Origin of the sequence: Piscinibacter defluvii (assembly GCF_004011805.1) — a bacterium.
Taxonomy (GTDB): domain Bacteria; phylum Pseudomonadota; class Gammaproteobacteria; order Burkholderiales; family Burkholderiaceae_C; genus Piscinibacter; species Piscinibacter defluvii.
Genome location: NZ_ML137196.1, coordinates 600,085 through 616,209 on the forward strand (window position 1 = coordinate 600,085; position 16,125 = coordinate 616,209).

Sequence of the window (16,125 nt, forward strand, 5' to 3'; positions counted from 1 at the left end):
GATTCATGTCTAGGGCAGCGTGATGCGGCGCATGCCGCGCAGGCTGGCGACGGCGAGCTGGCCGTCGGCAGTGGCGGCGAGGCCGGCCGCGGGCACGGCGGCACCGGGGCCGCCGCGCGTGAAGCTGCGGCCGTCGTCGCGGCTGGCGAGCAGTTCGCCGGCCTGGGTCAGCAGCGCGAGCGCGCCGCCGTCGAGTTCGGCCGCGGCGCTGATCGACACCGGGGTGCCGGTCTCGATCTTCTGCCAGCTCGCGCCGAGGTCGGCGCTGCGGAAGGCGTTGCCGCGCAGGCCGTAGGCGAGCAGAGTGCCCGAGCGCGCGGCGAGCAGGCCGAAGAAGCTGCCCTTGTAGGGCGAGTCCAGCGCGGCGAAGCTGGCGCCGCCATCGTCCGAGCGCAGCAGCAGGCCCTGCTCGCCGGCGATGAAGAGCCTGCCCTGCTGCGCACGCACCGCGTAGAGGTGCAGGCTCTTCGGATTCGGCAGCGCCGTTGCCAGCGTGTTCCAGGTGCGGCCGCCGTCGGCCGTGGCGAAGGCCAGGCCGTAGGCGCCGACCGCGACGCCGCGCTGCGTGTCGACGAACTCGATGTCGAAGAAAGGCTTGTCCGGCCCTTCCTCGGCCAGGCGCTGGCCCAGGCGCTGCGCACGTTCGTCGCCAGCGGCGAGCGCCTCGGCCCAGGCGGCGGCGGCGCGCAGGCCGTCGAACTGCAGCGTCCAGGTCTCGCCGCCGTCCTCGGTCTTCAGGATCGTGCCGAGGTGGCCGGCGGCCCAGCCGGTGCGCGCGTCGACGAAGCGCAGCGCGGTCAGGCTCACCTGCACCGGCACCGTCGCCTGGCGCCAGCTCGTGCCGGCATCGTCGGAGAGCAGCACGGTGCCGCGTTCGCCGGCCGCGACCAGGCGCGTGCCGGCGCGGGCCACCGCGAGCGTCGCGGCACCGAGCGCCTTGGGGCTCGCCACCGCGGCCTCGCGCAGCACCGCTGGCGGCTCGGCGGCAACTGCCGGCAGCGTCAATGCCGCAGCGAGCATCGCCTGCACCACGCGCATCAGCGTGCCCCTTCGTTGGCCAGCTCTTCCGGGCTGAAGAAGCTCTTCGGCAGCGGCGGCACCGGCTTGTACTGCATGGGCAGCTCGTTGCCGGCCATGTTCAGGTAGTAGGCGCCGGTCTGCAGGTCGTAGCCGCCCCACAGCATGTTGCCCACCACCGCCGGCAGGTCGGGCGCCAGCAGCGTCAACGTGAAGTTGGTGCGCCAGAGCTCGCCCTTGGCGTCCCAGCCGTCGAACAGGATGATCTGCCAGCTGTCCTCGTCGATGTAGTACTTGCGCTTGGCGACGACATGGCGCTTGCCCTCGGCCAGCGTGGCCTCCACCTCCCACACGCGGTGCAGCTCCCAGCGCACCAGGCCCGGGTTCAGCGTGCCCGGCGTCACCAGGTCGGCCACCTTGGCCGCGGCGGCGCGGTTGTTGTTGTAGGGGATGTAGAGCTCGCGCTTGCCGACGAGCTTGAGCTGGTGCTTGTCGATCGGGCCGAACAGGTTGAAGGCCTCGTCGAACAGGCCGATGCCGCTGGTGACCGAGTCCGGCGTGTCGTAGCCCACCGACGGCGCCTTGCGCACGCGGCGCTGGCCGACCAGGTACTGCCACAGCCCGCGCGGCTTGCTCGCGTTGATCGAGTCGTGCGCCAGGATCGCCTCGCCGGCCTTGGAGCCGGGTTCGGTGACGGCGAACTTGCCCAGGCTGTAGAAGCCCTCGAACTTCTCCAGGCTGCCGGCCGGGTCGTAGTACAGCTTGTTCAGGCTCTGCACGCCGCCCGAGGCCATCGCACGCCGGCCGTCAGCGGTGACGACCCAGACGCGGATCTGCGCCTGGACCGACTGGCCGGTCCAGGCCAGGCGGTGGTTCTGGAACACCTCGTAGGCGTCTTTCGGGATCGGGAAGGGCACGCCGCCGTAGGCGCCCTCGGTGCCGTGGCCGTCGTCGACCAGCTTGGCGCGCGTCGCGTTCCTGAAGGTGTTGTCGTAGACGTACTGCGGCGCCGCGGCGCTGCGCCGGCTCGGGTAGACGTCGATGCGGAAGCCGGGCTGCTTCTTCATCAGCGCCTTCACGCCGTCGGAGAGCTTGCCTTCGTGCTGCGCCATGTTCTTGGCATCGATCGAGAACAGCGGCTTGTCGGCGGCGAAGGGATCCGGGCGCGGCTCGCCCGGTTTCCAGGACGGATCGGCCTTGGTGACGCCACCCTCCCACGCGGGGATGGTGCCGTCCTTGTTGCCGGCGCGCTCGGCGCCCATCGGCGTCAGGGTGGTCTTGAGCTTGGCGGCCTCCTCGGCGCTGACGGCAGCCCACGCCGCGGGCGTGGCCAGCATGGCGGCGAGGGTCGCCGCGACGATTTGCTTGCGGTTCATGGCGGACTCCTGATTCAGAAGGTGCGCGACAGGCTGAAGGACACGTAGGAGCGGTCCTTGAGCGTCTGGCCGAAGGTGAGCTGGCGCGGGCTGCCGGCGCCGGGCACGAGCGTCTCGGTGAAGGTCTTCGCCTTGCCGAAGTACTCGGTCACGCTGAGCGCGACGTTCCAGTCGTTCTGGTACTTGCCCTTGATGCCGATGCTCAGGTCGCCCGCATCGCTGGCGCCGCCGGCGAAGTTGGCGATGGCCTGCGAGCGGCCGCCGAAGTTCCAGCCCAGCGCGACCGGCACCGACAGGTCCAGCCCCGTCAGCACCTGGAAGTACTGCGGCTCGACGATCATGCGGAAGGCCCAGGCCCCCTTGGTGGTGTTCGGGTCCACCCCGCCCAGGCCGACGTTCGTGCCGCCCGGGCCGATGGCGAAGATGTCCTTCGTGACCTTCAGCACCCGGTTGTAGGCCAGCTCGCCGACGATCGCGCCGCCGCCCCACAGCGGGCCCGGCTGCAGCACGTAGATGCCCGAGAGGTTCAGGTGCGCGGTGCGGCCGACCGGGTAGCAGGGGTCCGAGGACTTGTTGCTGCAGGCGAGGATGGGTCCGAGGCCGAGCACGGCGGGGTCGCCGTTCAGCGGCGCATTCGTGCGCACCGAGCCTTCCAGCGCCCAGTTCAGCTGGCCGATCGACGAGGTGACGCTCGCGCCGAAGGTGCGGATGTTCTCCGCGTAGGCGATGTGCACGTTGCCGTTGACGAAGTCGAACACCGGCGCCGAGGGCGTCTTGTCGTGGTACTGCGCGGCGTACAGGCCGAACTCGTAGTCGCCGTCGCCCGGGCGCAGGCGAAGCTGCACGCCGCCCTGGCCGGAATCCTTCGGCTTGTTGTTGGCACGCTGGTCGTAGGCGAGCAGGATCGGGTTGCCGTTCGTGTCCTGCCCGAAGTTGACGACGCCGGTGCCGACGTAGTCCTGGTTCGAGAAGTAGCTGCCGACGCCCGGGATCTTGCTCGGGCGCCACTTCAACTGGTAGTAAGCACCGAGCGAGATGCCCTCGGCCAGCTGCAGCGAGCCGGAGATCTGCTCGACCGGCAGCAGCACCTCCTTGAACTGCCAGCCCGGCACCGAGACGATCTTCGCGATGTCCACCGGCCCCTGCGCGTTGGCGATGCCGTTCTGGCCGAAGAACAGGCTCTCGCCCCACTGCAGCGTGTGCTTGCCCAGCCGCACGGTGCCGCGCATGCCGGCGATCTCGCCCTTGGCGTAGACGAAGGCGTCGAGCAGTTCGCTGCCCTGGCCGTGCTGCTTGCGCGTGGCGGCGAGGAACTCGTTGGGCGCCTGGCCCGGCAGGTTGTTGGCGGTGGAGACCACCGGGCCGAGCGGCACCCCGCCGGCATACAGCGGCGTGCCGGCGTAGTCGTTGCCGTGCAGGTAGACGCTGTCGCGCCAGGTGTTGCCGCTCAGGCGCGCGCCGAAGTTCCGCGTGCTCAGGTCCGCCTCGGCGAACAGGTCGAAGCGGCTCGAGATCAGGCCCTTGTTGAAGTTGTGGTCGCCGTCGTCCTCGTTCGCGGTGCCGGGGTCGACGGCCACGTCCAGCCGCGTCAGCGCGGCCGACGGGTCCTTCAGGCGGTAGCCCGCGCTGTACTTGGGCGTCAGGTCCAGGCGCAGCTTCATCTCCGGGTCGGGCAGCGGAATGTCGAAGGCATGCGCGGCCGGCAGCGCGAGCGCGGCGGCCACGGCCAGCGCATGGCGGTGGTGGGTCATGGGTGTCTCCTGGTGGTCGTGGGGGTCGTTCAGACGTAGGTCGAGGCGAGTCCGCCGTCGACCGGGACGTTCGCGCCGCTGATCCAGCGCGACTCGTCGGCGCACAGGAAGGCGATCACCGGCGCCACCTCGTCGGCCAGTGCGGGGCGCTTCATGCGGTGGGCGTCGCGCTGCACCCGTTCCTCGCCGAGCATCGAGACGAAGTCGCCGAGGATGGGCGTGAACACCGGGCCGGGCGCGACGCAGTTCATGCGCACGCCGCGGCCGAGGAAGATCTTCTGCGACTGCGTCAGCGTCCAGACGATCAGCGCTTCCTTGAAGTACTGGTAGCAGGTGGCCTGCGGCACGGGGTGCTTGGCGATCCAGGCCAGCCCGGCCTCGAAGCCGCCGGTCTCGGCCAGCGCGCGGTGCAGCGCCAGGCGCTGCGGCCACTCCGCGCCGAGGATCGAGGCGACGTTGACGACCGCGCCGCCCTCGCCCATGCGGTCGAGCAGCTTCAGCGTCAGGTGGCGCAGGCCGAGGTAGTTGACCCGCGCCACCGCATCCACCGGCGCGGTGCCGGGCACGCCGGCGATGTTGGCCAGGGCATCGATGTGGGTGGGCAGCTGCTTGACCGCCGCGTCGATGGCGACCTGCTCGGAGAGGTCCGCCTTGACGAAGCCGTCCAGCGAGATGACCGGTTCCTGCCGGTCGATGCCGATCACGCGCGCGCCGGCGGCGCGCAGGCAGCGTGCCGTCTCGGCGCCGATGCCCGAGCCGATGCCGGTGACGACGATGGTCTTGCCTTGCAGTTTCATGGGTCCTCGAGGGTTCAGAAGGGGAAGGGCGTGGGCGCGTCCTTGACCGTCAGCCACTGCCAGGCGGTGAAGCACTCCCAGTCGCCCGGCCCGCCATGCGCATGGCCGTTGCCCGCGATGCCAGGGCCGCCGAAGGGGTTGACGGCGTCGTCGTTCACGGTCTGGTCGTTGACGTGCACCATGCCGGCCTTCAGGCGCTGCGCCACCGCCAGCGCGCGGCCGACCGAGGCCGAGAGCACACCCGCCGCGAGGCCGCCGGCGCCGGCGTTGGCCAGCGCCACCGCCTCGTCGTCGGTCTTGAAGCTGACGAGGTTGACCACCGGGCCGAAGGTCTCGTCCTCGAACACCTTCATGCCGGGCTGCACGCCGGACAGCACGGTGGCCTTGTAGAACAGGCCCTCGTAGGTGCCGCCGGCCAGCAGCTGCGCGCCGGCCTTCACGCTCTCGGTCACCGCGGCGTGCACGCGGTCGCGCTGGCGCTCGTCGATGATCGGCCCGAGCGCGACCTGACCCGTCGCACCGTCGCCCACCGGCAGGTGGGTGGCCTTGGCGACCAGCGCCTCCGCGATCGCCGGCAGCAGGCTCTCGTGCACCAGCACGCGGTTGCTCGCCATGCAGATCTGGCCCTGGTGCAGCCAGGCGCCCCAGGCGATGTTGCTGGCCGCGAGCGCGACGTCCGCATCCTCGAGCACGATCAGCGCGTTGCTGCCGCCGAGCTCGAGCGAGACCTTCTTCAGCAGCCGCCCGGCGCGCTCGCCGATGCGCCGCCCGGCGGCGGCCGAGCCGGTGAAGGAGATCATCGGCACCGCCGGCTCGTCGACCAGCGCCTCGCCGACCTCCACGCCGCCGGGCAGCACGTGCAGCACGCCGGCCGGCAGGCCGGCTTCCTCGAACAGATTGGCGATCAGCAGGCCGCCGGAGACGGGCGTGCGCGGATCCGGCTTGACGATCACCGCGTTGCCCACCGCGAGCGCCGGCGCGACCACGCGCAGCGTCAGGATGAGCGGGAAGTTGAACGGCGAGATCACGCCCACCGTGCCCAGCGGCACGCGCCGCGCGAGGCTGAGCTTGCCGGGCGCCGCGGGCAGCAGCTGGCCCTGCGCCTGCAGCGGCATGGCCGCGGCGACGCGGCAGAACGCGATCGCCTCGCGGATCTCGTGCTGGCCCTTGGGCAGGATCGCGCCGGTCTCGCGGGTGACGTAGAGCGCGAGTTCGTCGAAGTGCTGCTGCAGCAGCGCGGCGACGCGGTGGAACAGTTCGGCGCGCTCGCGCGGCGCGGTCGCGGCCCAGGACGGCTGCGCCGCCCGCGCGGCCGCGGCCGCGGTGGCCACGTCCGCCGGGCTGGCCGCGCCGGTGCGCGTCAGCGTCGTGCCGGTGGCGGGCTCGCGCACGTCGAGCGTCGCGGAGGCGGCGCGCCAGCCGCCGCTGTAGAGGTGTTCGCGCCACAGCGCGTGGTCGAGGAAGGGGGGGGTCGTGCTCATCGGGGCTCCGGGCGGAATCGGTTCCGCACGGCCCCTCCAGCGCAACGCATGTGCCACGCGGCCGCGCCGGCGCGCCCTGCCGCGCTGCGGCGGCACACGCCGCGCCGAGGTGGCGCGGGCGGTTTCTCCGGGCTTTCCCGGAGGCCCGATGCTGCGCCGCGTCTCAGGGTTACCCCGAACCCCCGTGCTTCACCAAATAAGCAAAGAATCGGGCTGACTTCTGTCAATACTCATCAATTGATGACACGCCCCACCGAACGCATCTCACTCGCCGAAGTGGCCCGCCAGACCGGCACGATGCTGCGCCGCGCCGACAGCGCGCACTTCAAGGAGCAGGAGCGCCCGACGCTGGCGGACCTGACCGAATCGCTGTTCTTCTCGCCCGGCGACGGCCGGATCTGGCTGAACGACCAGCGCATGCTGCTGTGGCACAGCTCGGCGATGGGCCACCTGCGCCGCGAGCTGATCGACACGCTCGGCCTGGAGCGCGCCCGCGGGCTGCTGACGCGCGCCGGCTACGTCTCCGGCGCGCGCGACGCGCAGCTGGTGCGCGAACGCTGGCCCGACAGCGACATCGGCAACGTGTTCATGGCCGGCACCAAGCTGCACGCGCTCGAGGGCGTGGTGAAGGTGGTGCCGCTGCGCTTCGAGTTCGACCTCGACCGCGGCATCTACGACGGCGAGTTCCTGTGGGAACACTCCAGCGAGGACGACGAGCACATCGCCGCCTACGGCCTGGGCACGGAAGCCGCCTGCTGGGGGCAGGTGGGTTACGCGACCGGCTACGTGACCACGCTGTTCGGCCAGATGGTGATCTTCCGCGAGGTCGAGTGCCGCTCGATGGGCGCGAACGTGTGCCGCGTGATCGGCCGCCACGCCGCCGCCTGGGGCGACATCGCCGAGGACCTGCGCTACCTGCAGGCGCGCGACTTCCGCAGCCTGCCGGCGGCTGCGCCGGCCGCCGCGGCCGTGGCGGCGCCGGCGCGGCGCGCGCGCAAGGGCGAGGGACAGGACCGGCACGAGATCGTCGGCGCCTCGTCGGCCTTCAACTCGGCCTGCCACCAGCTCGACCGCGTTGCGCGCACCGCGGCCACCGTGCTGTTCACCGGCGAGTCGGGCGTCGGCAAGGAGGCCTTCGCGCGGCGTCTGCACCGCATCGGCATGCGCGCGGACAAGCCCTTCGTGGCCGTGAACTGCGCCGCCATCCCCGAGACGCTGATCGAGTCGGAGCTGTTCGGCGTGGAGCGCGGCGCGTTCACCGGCGCGAGCCAGTCGCGCGCCGGCCGCTTCGAGCGCGCCGACGGCGGCACGCTGTTCCTCGACGAGATCGGCACGCTCAGCCTGGTCAGCCAGGGCAAGCTGCTGCGCGCGCTGCAGGAGGGCGAGATCGAGCGCGTGGGCGGCACGCGCACGATCAAGGTGGACGTGCGGGTCGTCGCGGCGACCAACGTCGACCTGCAGGCCGAGGTGCGTGCCGGGCGCTTCCGCGAGGACCTGTTCTACCGGCTCAACGTGTTCCCGATCCACCTGCCGCCGCTGCGCGAGCGGCGCGACGACGTGCCGCTGCTGATGAACCACTTCCTGCAGCTCGAGTCGCGCCGCCACGGGCGCAGCCCGACCGGCTTCACCACCCGCGCGGTGCGCGCGATGCTGCACTACGCCTTCCCGGGCAACATCCGCGAGCTGCAGAACCTGATCGAGCGCGGCGTGATCTCGGCCGAGGACGGCGCGGCGATCGACGTGGTGCACATGTTCCGCCGCGAGCAGCTCTCGCACGAGAGCCTGCTGGCGATCGGCGCGCAGGGCACGCTGCGACCCGGCGAGCAGGCCCCCGCCCCGCTGCTGGAGCTGCTGCAGCAGCACGTGGGCAGCGGCACGCCGCTGCCGGAGATCGAACAGCGCCTGCTGCGCGAGGCGGTGGCCGCGGCCGGCGGCAACCTCTCGGCGGCCGCGCGCCGGCTCGGGCTGAGCCGCGCGCAGCTGGCCTACCGGCTCGAGCGCGGCGACACGCCACCGCGCCGGCGCGGCAGGAGAATCGGGCCATGAACGCCAAGACCCCTGCCGCGCGCGACCAGACCCCCTACGGCCGGCTGACGGAGGCCGGCCTGCACGGCATCCTCGGCTACCAGCTCGCGCAGGCGGCCATCACGACCACGCGCGTGTTCAGCGAGCGGGTCGGCCAGCCCTCCGAGCTGCGCCCGGTCGAATTCACCATCCTGACGCTGGTGCACGAGAACCCCGGCGTGTCGGCGCGCCAGCTGGCCGACGCGCTGGCCGTGACGCCGCCGAACATCACGATGTGGATCGACAAGCTCGAGCGGCGCGGCCTGATCGAGCGCGAGCGCAGCACCACCGACCGGCGCGCCCAGCACATCCGCACCACGCCCGCCGGCACCATGCTGGCGCGCCAGTCGGTCGAGCATCTGCTCGAGGGCGAGCAGGCCACGCTGGCGGCGCTCAGCCCGGCCGAGCGCGCCATGCTGGTCGAGCTGCTGCACAAGGTGGCGCGCTGCCGGCGCCGCTGATCACTCGAGCGCCTGGCGCACCGCACGCGCGAGCTCGGCACGCCGGTAGGGCTTGGGCAGCAGCTGCACGCCCGGGTCGAGCCGGCCGTGGTGCACGATCGCGTTCTCGGTGTAGCCCGAGGTGTAGAGCACGCGCAGGCCCGGGCGCAAGGTGCGCGCCGCGTCGGCCAGCTCGCGGCCCGACATGCCGCCGGGCATCACGACGTCGGTGAACAGCAGCTCGATGGGCTGTTCCGACCGCAGGACGACCAGCGCCGCCGCGCCCGAGTCGGCGTCGAGCACCTGGTAGCCGAGCGCCCGCAGCTCGCGGCAGGCGAGCTGGCGCACCGCCGCGTCGTCCTCGACTACCAGCACCGTCTCGGCCGCGCCGCGCTGCAAGGGCTCGCCGGCCGGCATGTCGGCCGCCGGCGCGCCGCCATGCGCACGCGGCAGGTACAGCTTGACCGTGGTGCCGTGGCCGGGTTCGGAATAGATCGTCACGTGGCCGGAGGACTGCTTCAGGAAGCCGTACACCATCGCCAGGCCGAGGCCGGTGCCCTTGCCCTTGGCCTTGGTGGTGAAGAAGGGCTCGAACACACGCGACAGCAGCTCGGGCGGGATGCCGCTGCCGGTGTCGGAGACGGCCAGCATCACGTACTGGCCGGCGGCCAGGTCCGGGTGCTGGCGCGCGTAGTCGGCGTCGAACGCGGCATTGGCCGTCTCCAGCGTCAGCCGGCCGCCGCCGCGCATCGCGTCGCGTGCGTTCAGGCACAGGTTCAGCAGCGCGCTCTCGAGCTGCGCCGGGTCGACCATCGCGGTCCACAGCCCGGCGCCGCGCACCAGCTCGATCTCGATGTGCTCGCCCAGCGTGCGGCGCAGCAGCGCGTCCATGCCGGCGACGAGCTGGTTGACGTCGACCGCGCTGGGCGCGAGCGGCTGCTTGCGCGCGAAGGCGAGCAGCTGCTGCGTCAGCGCCGCGCCGCGCTGGCCGGCCTCGACGATCATGCGCGCCAGCGGCTCGCGCAGCGGGTCGCCGGCGCTCTGCTCGGCCAGCAGCTCGGCGTTGCCGAGCACGACCGTCAGCAGGTTGTTGAAGTCGTGCGCCACGCCGCCGGTGAGCTGGCCGATCGCCTCCATGCGCTGCGACTGCAGCAGGCGCTGGTTGAGCTGGGAGATGTCCTCGCGCTGCGCCTGCAGCGACTGCGCGGCCTGGTTCAGCGCCGCCATCAGCGCACCGAGCTCGCCGCGGGGCAGCGGCGGCGCGATGCGCGCCCCGAGCTCGCCGGCGCTCAGCTGCTGCGCCAGGCCCTGCATGCGCGCGATCGGCCGCCGCAGCGCCAGCTCGGCCAGCAGCCCGAGCGAGGCGAACAGCGCCAGCGCCATGCCGGCCAGCAGCGCGACGTCCTGCGCGTAGCGGCGGTCCGCCGCCGCGACCAGGCTGGTGTTCGGCGCGCCGGCCAGCACGTGCAGCTGCGCCTGCTGCAGCACCGGGCCCGCGGCGCGCGCCCAATGGAAGTCCTGCCCGTCGGCCAGCGTGATGGGCGCGGTCTGCGCCGCACCGGGCGCGGTGGCGAAGTCGAACAGCGGCGAGCCGGCGATCGCCTCGCCCGGCTTCATGCCCGGCACCGCGGCCGGCGCCGCGGCCAGCACCACGCCCTTGGCGTCGACGATCAGGAGCCGCGCGCCGGGCACCGACAGGCCGTCCAGGCTGGCCACCTTCTGCAGGTCCAGCGAGGCCAGCAGCACGAAGCGCAGCGCGCCCTGCGCATCGCGCACCGGGTAGGCCACCTGCATCACCGCCAGGCCGGTGAGGCGGCCGAAGGTCGGCTCGAGCACCACCTGCTCGCGCGTGACCAGCGCGCGGCGGAAGTAGTCCCGGTTGGTCAGGTCGAGCTCGCGGCCGGTCTGCAGCGAGTCGCAGAACAGCCGGCCGTCGGGGCGGATGGTCAGGATGCCGGTGTACTGCGGATAGGCCGCGCGCACCTGCGACAGGAAGGCCGAGCACGCGGCGCGGTCCTCGGTGGCGAGGTCGCCGGCGCGCGCCAGGCCGTAGTGCAGCTGGGCGGTGCCGCGGATGCGGTTGTCCAGGTCCTCGGCGGTGCGCTGCGCGATCATGGCCAGGCGCTGCGTGTCTGCCGCCACGGCCGCGCTGCGGTCCTGAACGAAGCGGGCCAGCAGCAGCAGCGCCGGGACCAGCGTCGCGAGTGCGGCGATCAACAGCAGCCGGGCGCGGATGCTCATGGCGTGGCGGAGGCCCTCCCGAGGGTTCGTCGGACGGCGCGGCCTTTGTTATGCTGGCCCGGCCGGCCGCGGCGATGATACGTGCGGTCCGAGCCGGCAACACCACGGGAGGCACGATGCAGCGCAGACTGCTGATCCTGGACGACGACCCCACCGTCGGCCAGATCCTGCTGCTGGCGGCACGCGCCTCCGGCTGCGAGTCGCGGCTGTGCACCGAAGCGGCGGAGTTCCTCGCCGCGCTCGCGCCCTGGGCGCCGAGCCACCTGGCGATCGACCTGACGCTGCCCGACACCAGCGGCCTCGAGGTGCTGCGTGCGGTGGCCGGCGCCGGCTGCCGGGCCCGGGTGATCATCTGCAGCGGCGCCGGCCGCAGCGAGCTCGACGAGGCCCTCGCCGAAGCCCGGGCGCTGTCGCTGCCGACGGCCGGCGTGCTCCCCAAGCCCTTCACGCTGGCCGGCCTGCGCGCCCTGCTGGTCGACCCGTAGTAGTCTGCGCGGCCATGAAGCTGCGCATGGCCGAGAACTCGCTGTTTGCGATCCTGCTGCGTTCGCGCTGGTGGGCCAGTGCCGCCATCGCGGCGCTGATCGCCCTGCTCGCCTGGGCGCTGCTGCCGCCGGACTGGAAGCTGGCCGGCGCGCTGATGGGCATGCCCTTCGTGGTGATCGCCGTGCTGGCCGGCTGGCGCCAGCGCCACGCGCCGAGCGCGGCGCGCGTGGAGCAGACCGGGCAGGTGCTGCGCGCCCTCGCCTGGCCGGCCTTCGCCGAGCTGCTGGAGCAGGCCTTCCGGCGCGACGGCCACGAGGTGACGCGCCGCGACGGCGCGGCCGACTTCGTGCTCGAACGCAAGGGCCGGCAGATGCTCGTCTGCGCGCGGCGCTGGAAATCGGCCCGCGCCGGGCTGGACACGCTGCGCGAGCTGCAGTCCGCGCGCGAGGCGGCCGGGGCGGCGGACGCGCTCTACATCGGACTGGGCGAGTTCAGCGAGCAGGCCGCGGCCTATGCCCGCGCACAGCGCATCGCCGTCTGGCAGGCGGCCGAACTGGCGCAGGCCTTGCGCGGGTTGCTGCCGCCCGCGCGTTGACCGGCGCTGAGCCGCCGGTTCTTCAACCCGGCCAGCCGAGCTCGCGCGAGAGCCGCTGGGCGCTGTCCGTCAGCGCGGCGATGATGCCCGAGAGGTCCTGCGGTGCCCGGCTCTCCGGCATGGACATGCCCAGCGCGGCGACCACCTGGGCGTGTGCGTCCAGCACCGGCACCGCCGCGGCGACGACGCCGCCCAGCACCTCGCCGCGCGAGACGGCATGGCCCTGGCTGCGCACGCGCTCGAGTTCGCGCTCGAGGCGCGCCCGCTGCGTGGGCGTCGCCGCCGTGTAGCGCTCCAGCTCTCCGCCGAGCACCTGCGCCTGCAGCGCGGCAGGTGCAAAGGCCAGCAGCAGCTTGCCCGATGCACCGGCGTACAGCGCGCGGCGGGCGCCGACGTCGCTGTGCACGCGCACGCCCTGCGAGGAGTCCCACTTCGCAATGGTCACCGAGGCGAGTCCGTCGCGCACGCGGATCTGCACGTTCTCGTCGAAGCGGCGCCCGAGTTCCTCCAGGTGCCGGCGGCCCAGCCGCGCCAGGCTCACCTGCTCCTGGGCGGCGAGCCCGAGCACGAGCGCCATCGGTCCGAGCACGTAGTCCGTCTCCGAACCGCCGCGCTGCACGAAGCCGGCCTGCTCGAGCGTGCTGAGCAGCCTGAAGGCGCGTGCCTTGGTGTTGCCCGAGCGGCGCGCGATCTCGGTGACACCCAGGCCCGGCGCGTGGGCGACATGCATCAGCACGCTCAAGGCTTCGTGCACTGCGGCGACCGTGTATTCCATCGGCGAGGTCCTGGCATCGGGCCGCGCAAGGGCTGCGCAGCGGCCGCGATTGTGCGCGAGCACCGCCGGCTGCCGGCGTCGCGCAGCGCTTGCATGGTAGCGCCAGTTGCCCTACAGTGTTTCGTTATCCGTTACGCTGTTTCATTGTTCGATACATCGCACCCGATGCCGCCGACCCTGCCCCACGCCGAAGCCTTTGCCCTCGCCGGCCCCGCGCCCGGCGCATCGCCCCTGGTGTTCGATTCGCCGCACAGCTGGCGCGCCTGGCCGGCCGGTGGGACGCCGACCACGGCCACCCCGTCCCAGCTCGACACCAGCTGGGACGCCTGGGTCGACGAGATCTGGGCCGAGGCGCTGGCGGGCGCCGCGCCCCTGCTTTCGGCTCGCTTCCATCGGGCCTACATCGACGCCAACCGGGCACGCGACGACATCGACCCGGCCATGCTCGCGCAGCCCTGGCCGGAGCCGCTGGCCCCGGCGGCGACCTCGCGGCGCGGCATGGGCCTGATCCGGCGCGACGTGCTGCCGGGCGTGCCGATGTACACGCAGCCGCTGGCAGCCGCCGACGTGCGCGCGCGCCTGCAGCGCTGGTACGACCCCTACCACGCCTGCCTGGCCGGGCTGGTGGCGGCGGCACAGCGCGCCTTCGGCCTGTGCGTGCACATCGACTGCCACTCGATGAAGTCGGTCGGCAACGCGATGAACGAGGACTGCGGCGCAGCGCGCCCGGACCTCGTCGTCAGCGACCTGGACGGCGCCGCCGCCGATCCGCGGCTGCGCCGCTGGGTGGTCGATGCCTTGCGCGCGGCCGGCTACAGCGTCGGCATCAACACGCCCTACCGGGGCGGCGAGCTGGTGCGCCGGCACGGCTGCCCGGTGGCCGCCCGCCACAGCCTGCAGATCGAGATCCGCCGCTCGCTCTACATGGACGAGGCGCGGGTCGTGCGCCACGCCGGCTACAGCCAGCTCGTCCGCGATCTCGGCCGCTTCGCCCGCCAGCTGGCCGCGGCGCTGGACGGCGAGCTCGGTGTGCTGCTGCCGCGTTGCCTTCCCCCATCCAACCCGAGGAGAGAGAACCCATGAAGATTCCCCATGGCCGGCCGACCGCGGCCGCGCTGACCCTGCTGTCCACGCTGTACGCGGCCTGGCCGGCCGCGGCCCAGCAGGTGCAGGTCGGCGGCCAGATCCGGCAGACCGCGAATCGCGTGCAGAAGGGCAGCGCCGGGCCGCTGTACGAGCTGCGCGACAACGCCTCGCGCCTGTCCTTCCGCGGCAGCGAGGACCTGGGCGGCGGGCTGCGCGCGCAGTTCGGGCTCGAGATGGGCTACGCCGCCGACACCGGCGAACAGACCGATCCGCTCTACCGCCACAGCTACGTGGCGCTGGCCGGCCCCTGGGGCAGCCTCGCACTCGGCCGGCTCGATTCGGGCAACCCGACCGGCTCGCCGCTGTACTCCCAGGTCACGGCGATCGCCAGCTTCGCCGCCAACGACGCCGGCGCCACCGCCATCGGCACCTCGATGCTGAACGCGCGCAACCGCACGTCCAACGCGATCGGCTACCGCAGCCCGTCGTTCGGCGGTGCCGAGCTGATGGCCCGCGCCTATCTGCGCGGCGCCGGCACGCCCGACGAGGCGGAGGACGATGCACGCTCGCTGGACCTCGGGCTGCTGCACCGCTCCGACACCTGGATCGCCGGCCTGGCCGTGGCCAAGGACGACCGCGCCGGCGGGCTGAAGCCCAACGAGTTCGACGCCAAGTGGCAGGCCGGCGCCCGCCTGTCCGTCGCGGCGATCGAGCCCTACGTGCTGCTCGGGCAGGAGCGCTACGAGGCGACGGCCACCACGCGCCGCCGGGTGCGCTTCGCGCTGCTGGGCGCCGAGTGGCGCCTCGGCGCCCACACGCTGGTGCTGAACCTGATGCGTCGCGACGTGCAGGCCTCGCCCACCGGCGCGCGCCGCCGCGCCCAGGCGGCGTGGATGGTCGCCCTGTCCAAGCGCACCGAGCTGCAGGCCTTCGCCGACACGGACGGCGTCGACTCGTCCCGCTCCGACGTGCGTGTGCGCGCCGTCGGCGCCGGCATCAAGCACGTGTTCTGAATCCGCACCGATACTTCCCGGAGAACCTCGTGATGAAGCCCATCCTCGCCACCCTGTTCGCCCTGGCGCTCGGCAGTCCCCTGGGCCCCGCGCAGGCCGCCGAGTTCCCGCAGCGGCCCGTCAAGGTGCTCGTGCCCTTCCCGGCCGGCGGTGCCGCCGATGCCGCGATGCGCGTGGTCGCCAAGAAGCTCACCGAGTACTGGACACACCAGGTGCTGGTGGAGAACAGCGCCGGCGTGCAGGCCATCAAGGCCGGCGCGGCGGCCCCGGCGGACGGCCACCACCTGCTGCTGGCCGCCGGCTCGCAGATGGTCACCGGCCCGCTGATGCGCACGAAGCTGCCCTACCACCCGCAACGCGATTTCGTGCCCGTCGGCCGGCTGGTCACCAATCCGCCGGTGCTCGTCGTGCACCCGTCGATCGGCGTGGCCTCGGTGCGCGACCTGGTCGCCCTGGCCAAGCGCAAGCCCGGCGACCTGAACTTCAGCTCCAGCGGCATCGGCAGCCCGAACCAGCTCGCGATGGAGCTGTTCCAGGCGATGACGGGCACCGAGATGGTCCACGTGCCGTACAAGGGCGGCGCGCCGTCGGTGGTCGAGCTGGTGGGCGGGCAGGTGCAGCTGGGCATCAACGCGATCCCGAGCGTGCTCACGCACATCCGCTCGAACCGGCTCGTGCCGCTGGCGGTGGCGAGCAAGGACCGCGCGCGCTCGCTGCCTGAGCTGCCGACCATCGCCGAGGCCGGCGTGCCCGGCTTCGAGTACACGATCTGGTACGCGCTGTTCGCACCGGCCGCGACGCCGCCGGAGATCGTGCAGCGCATCAGCCGCGACCTGCAGCGCGCGCTGGCCGACCCGGAGGTCGCGCGCCAGCTGTCCGACCAGGGCAACGAGCCGGCCCCGGCCTCGTCGGCGGAGCTGGCGCGGTTCATGGCGCAGGACTCGCAGCGCTGGGCCGCGCTGGTGCGCGAACGCAAGCTCCAGGTCGAGGAGTGACTCGCCGC

General features: G+C 72.8%; 14 protein-coding genes. 7 read left to right on the forward strand and 7 right to left on the reverse strand.

The features are described from left to right. Positions 1–9: 9 nt before the first annotated feature. From D9C15_RS02700 to D9C15_RS02720, 5 genes are read right to left on the reverse strand one after another with little or no spacing between them, the layout of a single operon-like run. Positions 10–1,038: a WD40/YVTN/BNR-like repeat-containing protein gene (locus D9C15_RS02700; RefSeq protein ID WP_127995871.1), complete on the reverse strand. Its 1,029-nt coding sequence runs from the start codon at positions 1,036–1,038 to the stop codon at positions 10–12. Next, a complete protein-coding gene (locus tag D9C15_RS02705) occupies positions 1,038–2,393 on the reverse strand; it encodes a DUF1329 domain-containing protein (protein WP_127995872.1) in 1,356 nt (451 codons plus the stop codon). Before D9C15_RS02705 ends, D9C15_RS02700 begins: the two co-directional genes overlap by 1 nt. A gap of 14 nt (positions 2,394–2,407) precedes the next feature. Further along, positions 2,408–4,144, reverse strand: a complete 1,737-nt coding sequence (locus D9C15_RS02710; RefSeq protein WP_127995873.1) for a DUF1302 domain-containing protein — start codon at positions 4,142–4,144, stop codon at positions 2,408–2,410. Between the two features lie 29 nt (positions 4,145–4,173). Further along, complete coding sequence (locus D9C15_RS02715) at positions 4,174–4,941, reverse strand: coniferyl-alcohol dehydrogenase (protein ID WP_127995874.1); 768 nt, start codon at positions 4,939–4,941, stop codon at positions 4,174–4,176. A gap of 14 nt (positions 4,942–4,955) precedes the next feature. Further along, entirely contained in the window at positions 4,956–6,422 is a 1,467-nt protein-coding gene (locus D9C15_RS02720) for a benzaldehyde dehydrogenase (protein WP_127995875.1), read from the reverse strand. A gap of 240 nt (positions 6,423–6,662) precedes the next feature. Between D9C15_RS02720 and D9C15_RS02725 the strand changes: the two genes are divergently transcribed. Together D9C15_RS02725 and D9C15_RS02730 are read left to right on the forward strand one after the other, a co-directional pair. After that, complete coding sequence (locus D9C15_RS02725) at positions 6,663–8,468, forward strand: sigma-54-dependent Fis family transcriptional regulator (protein WP_127995876.1); 1,806 nt, start codon at positions 6,663–6,665, stop codon at positions 8,466–8,468. Then, the gene (locus tag D9C15_RS02730; protein ID WP_127995877.1) at positions 8,465–8,947 is read left to right on the forward strand and encodes a MarR family winged helix-turn-helix transcriptional regulator; all 483 of its coding nucleotides are present in this window, start codon (positions 8,465–8,467) and stop codon (positions 8,945–8,947) included. Before D9C15_RS02725 ends, D9C15_RS02730 begins: the two co-directional genes overlap by 4 nt. Here D9C15_RS02730 and D9C15_RS02735 read toward each other — a convergent pair whose 3' ends face one another. Then, on the reverse strand, positions 8,948–11,167 hold the full coding sequence (locus D9C15_RS02735) for an ATP-binding protein (RefSeq protein WP_127995878.1): 2,220 nt from the start codon (positions 11,165–11,167) through the stop codon (positions 8,948–8,950). A gap of 116 nt (positions 11,168–11,283) precedes the next feature. Here D9C15_RS02735 and D9C15_RS02740 point away from each other — a divergent pair, with 116 nt between their 5' ends. Further along, positions 11,284–11,652, forward strand: coding sequence for a response regulator (locus tag D9C15_RS02740; protein ID WP_164886627.1), 369 nt, complete (start codon positions 11,284–11,286; stop codon positions 11,650–11,652). Between the two features lie 26 nt (positions 11,653–11,678). Next, on the forward strand, positions 11,679–12,248 hold the full coding sequence (locus tag D9C15_RS02745; RefSeq protein WP_127995880.1) for a restriction endonuclease: 570 nt from the start codon (positions 11,679–11,681) through the stop codon (positions 12,246–12,248). A 22-nt stretch (positions 12,249–12,270) separates the two neighbouring features. Here the strand turns inward: D9C15_RS02745 and D9C15_RS02750 are convergent, their stop codons facing one another. Continuing rightward, complete coding sequence (locus tag D9C15_RS02750; protein ID WP_127995881.1) at positions 12,271–13,023, reverse strand: IclR family transcriptional regulator; 753 nt, start codon at positions 13,021–13,023, stop codon at positions 12,271–12,273. 165 nt (positions 13,024–13,188) lie between these two features. Between D9C15_RS02750 and D9C15_RS02755 the strand changes: the two genes are divergently transcribed. The 3 genes from D9C15_RS02755 to D9C15_RS02765 are packed head-to-tail and all read left to right on the forward strand — an operon-like array spanning position 13,189 to position 16,117. Continuing rightward, the gene (locus D9C15_RS02755; protein ID WP_164886628.1) at positions 13,189–14,106 is read left to right on the forward strand and encodes an N-formylglutamate amidohydrolase; all 918 of its coding nucleotides are present in this window, start codon (positions 13,189–13,191) and stop codon (positions 14,104–14,106) included. Continuing rightward, positions 14,103–15,122 carry a porin gene (locus D9C15_RS02760; protein WP_127995883.1) on the forward strand — a complete coding sequence of 340 codons (1,020 nt, stop codon included), beginning with the start codon at positions 14,103–14,105 and terminating at the stop codon, positions 15,120–15,122. Before D9C15_RS02755 ends, D9C15_RS02760 begins: the two co-directional genes overlap by 4 nt. Before the next feature lie 32 nt (positions 15,123–15,154). Continuing rightward, complete coding sequence (locus D9C15_RS02765; protein WP_127995884.1) at positions 15,155–16,117, forward strand: Bug family tripartite tricarboxylate transporter substrate binding protein; 963 nt, start codon at positions 15,155–15,157, stop codon at positions 16,115–16,117. Positions 16,118–16,125 lie beyond the last annotated feature (8 nt).

What these genes read in the sequence shown, in the direction of transcription:
- D9C15_RS02710 (WP_127995873.1), bottom strand. Translation starts at nt 4,144, where the DNA reads ATGACCCACCACCGCCATGCGCTGGCCGTGGCCGCCGCGCTCGCGCTG.
- D9C15_RS02705 (WP_127995872.1), bottom strand. Translation starts at nt 2,393, where the DNA reads ATGAACCGCAAGCAAATCGTCGCGGCGACCCTCGCCGCCATGCTGGCC.
- D9C15_RS02755 (WP_164886628.1), top strand. Translation starts at nt 13,189, where the DNA reads ATGCCGCCGACCCTGCCCCACGCCGAAGCCTTTGCCCTCGCCGGCCCC.
- D9C15_RS02735 (WP_127995878.1), bottom strand. Translation starts at nt 11,167, where the DNA reads ATGAGCATCCGCGCCCGGCTGCTGTTGATCGCCGCACTCGCGACGCTG.
- D9C15_RS02750 (WP_127995881.1), bottom strand. Translation starts at nt 13,023, where the DNA reads ATGGAATACACGGTCGCCGCAGTGCACGAAGCCTTGAGCGTGCTGATG.
- D9C15_RS02745 (WP_127995880.1), top strand. Translation starts at nt 11,679, where the DNA reads ATGGCCGAGAACTCGCTGTTTGCGATCCTGCTGCGTTCGCGCTGGTGG.
- D9C15_RS02700 (WP_127995871.1), bottom strand. Translation starts at nt 1,038, where the DNA reads ATGCGCGTGGTGCAGGCGATGCTCGCTGCGGCATTGACGCTGCCGGCA.
- D9C15_RS02760 (WP_127995883.1), top strand. Translation starts at nt 14,103, where the DNA reads ATGAAGATTCCCCATGGCCGGCCGACCGCGGCCGCGCTGACCCTGCTG.
- D9C15_RS02740 (WP_164886627.1), top strand. Translation starts at nt 11,284, where the DNA reads ATGCAGCGCAGACTGCTGATCCTGGACGACGACCCCACCGTCGGCCAG.
- D9C15_RS02720 (WP_127995875.1), bottom strand. Translation starts at nt 6,422, where the DNA reads ATGAGCACGACCCCCCCCTTCCTCGACCACGCGCTGTGGCGCGAACAC.
- D9C15_RS02730 (WP_127995877.1), top strand. Translation starts at nt 8,465, where the DNA reads ATGAACGCCAAGACCCCTGCCGCGCGCGACCAGACCCCCTACGGCCGG.
- D9C15_RS02715 (WP_127995874.1), bottom strand. Translation starts at nt 4,941, where the DNA reads ATGAAACTGCAAGGCAAGACCATCGTCGTCACCGGCATCGGCTCGGGC.
- D9C15_RS02765 (WP_127995884.1), top strand. Translation starts at nt 15,155, where the DNA reads ATGAAGCCCATCCTCGCCACCCTGTTCGCCCTGGCGCTCGGCAGTCCC.
- D9C15_RS02725 (WP_127995876.1), top strand. Translation starts at nt 6,663, where the DNA reads ATGACACGCCCCACCGAACGCATCTCACTCGCCGAAGTGGCCCGCCAG.